Origin of the sequence: Kineococcus vitellinus, assembly GCF_009906315.1 — a bacterium.
GTDB lineage: Bacteria > Actinomycetota > Actinomycetes > Actinomycetales > Kineococcaceae > Kineococcus > Kineococcus vitellinus.
On the sequence record NZ_JAAALL010000340.1, the window covers coordinates 1 to 4304 of the forward strand.

Sequence of the window (4304 nt, forward strand, 5' to 3'; positions counted from 1 at the left end):
ATCATCATCCAGCGCCGGGCAGGAAGGCCAGGGCGCCGGCGTCGACGACGGCGGTGCCGCCGTCGACGGGGATCACCGCCCCGTGCACGTAGGAGGCCGCTGGCGTCAGCAGCCAGGCGATCACGGAGGCGACCTCCGAGGGTGCCGCGGCGCGGCGCTGCGGGACGGCCGCGGTGACGCGCGCGTAGGAGGCATCGAGGTCCAGCCCCAGGGGTTCGCCGAACTCGGTCATCTCCGCATCGCCCATCTGGGTGCGCACCCAGCCCGGCGCGACGCAGTTCACGCGCACCCCGCGAGGGCCGAGGTCGACGGCCAGGTTCTGCGTCAGCATGTGCAGACCCGCCTTCGAGGCGCCGTAGGCGACGTAGGCGGGTGAGGCCCGCAACCCGGCGACAGATCCCACCGCCACCACTGAGCCGCCGGCGCGCACCAGGGACTCCAGGCCTGCACGCACGAGCAGGAACGGCGCGGTCAGGTTGATGCGCAGCGTCTCGTCCCACTCGTGCAGGGACAGCGCGTCCACGGTGCCGGCGCGCACGATGCCCGCGTTGAGGACCAGCGCGTCCACCGCGCCGAACTCCTCCAGGGCGGTGGCGACCGCTGCCTCGGCGCCCTCGGGGGTGGCCACGTCCACGGCCAGGGGCAGCGCCCCCGTGCGCTCGGCCACTTCCTGCAGCGGGCCGGGGCGGCGCCCGCACGCGAGCACCTGCTCGCCGCGTTCGCGCAGGAGGGCGGTGACCGCGGCCCCGATGCCCGTGCCGGCGCCGGTGACGATGATGCTCACGACAGGTCCGTGGAAAAGCTCAGGTCGCGGCGCACGCTGGCCCGCCACCACCCCAGGACCGCGAGCAGCGGGATGCCCAGCAGCAGCCACGCGCCGGCTCCGGCGCCGCCGAGCAGGGCGTAGTTGGTGATCGCCAGGTAGAGCACGACGACGAAACCGACCGCGGACAGCGCAGGTGCGATCGTGGTCCGCCACACTCCCTCCTCCACCCGGCTGCGCGACAGGAAGAGCAGCATGGCGATGCACGTGGTCAGCAGCACCACGAGCAGAGAGGCCGTCCCCAGGGCCAGCAACCAGAAGTACGTGGTGGCGATCGGGTCGGCGCGGGCGATCTCGAACCCGCCCAGGACTACCAGCTCGGTGGCGCCGATGGCCAGCGCAGCGGGAACCGGGGTGCGGGTGCGGGCACTGGTGCGCCCCAGGACGGCGGGGATGGCACCGGCGCGCCCCAGCGCGAAGACGTAACGGGCGAAGAGGTTGTGGAAACCGATGAGCATCGCCAGGAAGCTGGTGACGACCAGGAAGTCCAGGACGGTCGCGAAGCCGGGACCGAGGTAGCGGGCGGCGATGTCGGGCACGAAGGTCCCCGACGCCAGCTTCTCACCGGCGTCGGCCTGCACCGTCTCCAGGCCGTTGGCGGTGGACAGGCACCAGGTGGTGAAGGCGTAGAAGAGACCGACGAAGCCGATGGACAGGTACGCAGCGCGCGGGATGGTGCGTCGTGGTTCACGCGCCTCCTCGGAGAAGACGACCGTCGCCTCGAAGCCGGTGAAGCATGAGACGCAGAACAAGAAGGCGACTCCCAGGCCGGGCGCGAGCACCGCGTCGGGGGTGAAACCGGCCAGCGAGCCACCCGAGGGTCCTCCGCCTTGCAGCAGGATGCCGACGTCGAGCACGACGAACGTGGCCACCTCCAGCAGCAGCAGGGCACCGAGCACCTTCAAGCTGACGTCCACCCCGCGGGCGGTCAGCGCGGTGACCAGCAGCAACGAGGCCAGGAGCAGGACCACGCGGGGTACCGGCAATCCGAAGCGCTCGGCGAACAACTGGGTGACGAAGACGCCGTACTGGCTCCACAGCGCGCACTGCACGGCGATGTAGAAGAGCACCGTCACCCCGGCCGCGGCCGCGCCCGCGCGGGTGCCGAGGCCTGAGGCGACGTAGGTGACGAAGCCGCCGGCGTTGCTGATGCGCCGGCTCATGGTCACGTACCCGACGCTGAAGACCGCGAAGAGGGCACCGGCCAGCAGGAAGACGGCGGGAGTCGCCGCGCCGATGCTGGCGAAGACGACGGGTGAGCCACCGACGACGGCGGCCATGGGCGCGACCGCGGCGACCACGAAGAAGGTGACGCCCAGGACACCGAGGCGGTTGCGCTGCAGGCCGGTGTGGGTGAGCGCGCCGCTGGCGCCCAGCGTCGAGGGTGCCGGCTCGGCCCCGCTCACGCCAGGCTCCCGGCCGGGGCGCTGATCAGCGCTGTGCCGGGCAGCGCTGTGCCGGGCAGCGCTGTGCCGGGCAGCGCTGTGCCGGGCAGCGCTGTGCCGGGCAGCGCTGTGCCGGGCAGCGCTGTGCCGGCTCGCCGCCGGGAGGGGTGCTCACTGCGCATGGTGTACCTCTCGGATCTCGGGTTGTCGGGTCGCTTCACGGTGCGGGGTGATCAGCAGCTGGAGCACACGGCCTGAGGCGACGGGGTCGTCGCCCAGGACAGCTGGTGCGCTGCCACCCCCGCCGCGGCCGGCTCCTCGGCGTCGTGGACGACGCCACCGCCGAGCAGGGTGAGCGCGATGGGCACCTCGTGGAACTGCTCGACCGGAACGCGCAGCTCGCCGTCGTCGTCGAGCACCCGCTCACCCAGGACGCACACGTCAGCGACCTTGCCGACCTCCAGCGAGCCCTTCCAGCTTTCGGCGTGGTCCTGCCAGGCGCCGGCGAGGGTGTACGCGCGCAGCGCGTCGTGGAAGCCGATGCGCTGCTCGGGGCCGGAGACGGTGCCGGACTCCCCCTGGCGCAGCAGGGCGCCCTGGATGCCCAGGCGCCAGTCGGGTGAGACGTTCGGGGAGTCCGAGGAGAGCCCCACCACGACACCGGCCTTCTTCGCCGTCGCCAGCGGCACCTGGTACGCGGCGCGCTGCTCGCCGACCACGCCGGGCTGGGTGTCGGCGATCAAGCTCTTGATGGCCGGGTTGAAGTTGACGGCCAGGTGGTGCTCGGCGAGCAGCTGCAGCGTCTCGGGTCGGGCGAAGTCGCCGTGGATGACGTAGTGGCGCAGGTTCCTCCCGCTGCCCTCGCGCAGCGCGTCCGCGTAGGCCGCGGCCACCGCGTCGATGGCGGCGTCACCGGTGGCGTGGGTGCCCACCTGGTGACCGGCCTGGTGCACCAGGCGCACCATCGCGCCCAGCTCGTCGATCTTGGCGGCCTCGTCCGCGCCGACGGTCACCAGGCTGCCGCGCCCGCCACCGACGTACGGCTCGCGCATGAAGGCGGTGCGGCTGGCGATGGGCACACCGTCGGCGCGCAGCTTCACCCCCTGCACGGCGAACAGGCGCGGGTCGACGTCGTCGCCGGCGGGGCGGTAGGCGGCCAGCAGCTCGCGCACCTGCTCGGCGCTGACCGGGTAGGTGTCGTCGGGCCGGCTGAGCAGGGCGGTCACCCGCAGCGGCAGGCTCGCCTCGCGGGCCATCTCCTCGTACAGGGAGCGGGTCAGGTCCCCGATGCCCGGCTCGGTGCAGCTGGTGATGCCCAGGCGGGCCACCGCCGCGGCGGCGTCCTCGATCGCGGCGCGCTGCTCCTCGCGGGTGAAGGCGGGCACCTTGGAGTTCACCAGCGCCATGGCCGTCTCGCGCAGCACCCCGGTGGGGGTCCCGGAGGCGTCCAGGACCACCACGCCACCGGCGGGGACCGGGGTGCTGGCGGTGACACCGGCCAGTTGCAGAGCCTTGGAGTTCACCCACAGCTGGTGGTTGGACCAGTCCAGCAGGACGACGGGGTTGTCCGGCGCCACGGCGTCGAGGTCTTGGCGCACGGGGGCGCGCCCCTCGGTGAAGAGATCCTCGTTCCAGCCCTTGCCGCGGATCCACGCCCCCGGCGCGGCCTGGGTGACGGCCGCCGCCACGGCTGCGGCCACATCGGCGATGGAGCGACCCACCGCGTCACCGACGTCGATGGTGCGTGGCGGCATGGCCAGCCCGGTGCGCACCAGGTGCAGGTGCGAGTCGTTGATGCCGGGCACCGCGGTGCGCCCCTGCAGGTCGATGATCCGGGTGCGGCGACCCACCCACCGGCGCACCGCGGCGTCGTCACCGACGTCGACGATGGCGCCATCGCGCACGGCGAGCGCGGTGGCGATGGTGCCGCAGTGGTCGAGGGTGACGACCTGGCCGTTGAGCAGGACGGTGTCCGCGGCGGGGCGCCGGCGCCCACGGCCCGGGCTGGCGCCGGCCGGTGCGGCGGCGCCCAGCGCGACGCTGCTGGCGGCGGCGGTGGCGGCGGCGGTGCCCAGCAGCAGGCGCCGGGTCGGACC

General features: G+C 73.4%; 3 protein-coding genes. All 3 read right to left on the minus strand.

The window, feature by feature from the left end:
• Nucleotides 1-4: 4 nt before the first annotated feature.
• Nucleotides 5-784: an SDR family oxidoreductase gene (locus GTQ99_RS20385; RefSeq protein ID WP_166617533.1), complete on the minus strand. Its 780-nt coding sequence runs from the start codon at nt 782-784 to the stop codon at nt 5-7.
• Nucleotides 781-2229 carry an amino acid permease gene (locus GTQ99_RS20390; protein WP_205707911.1) on the minus strand — a complete coding sequence of 483 codons (1449 nt, stop codon included), beginning with the start codon at nt 2227-2229 and terminating at the stop codon, nt 781-783. Before GTQ99_RS20390 ends, GTQ99_RS20385 begins: the two co-directional genes overlap by 4 nt.
• Nucleotides 2230-2441: 212 nt before the next feature.
• Nucleotides 2442-4304: amidohydrolase (locus GTQ99_RS20395; protein WP_205707912.1), on the minus strand; the 1863-nt coding region annotated here is incomplete at its 5' end.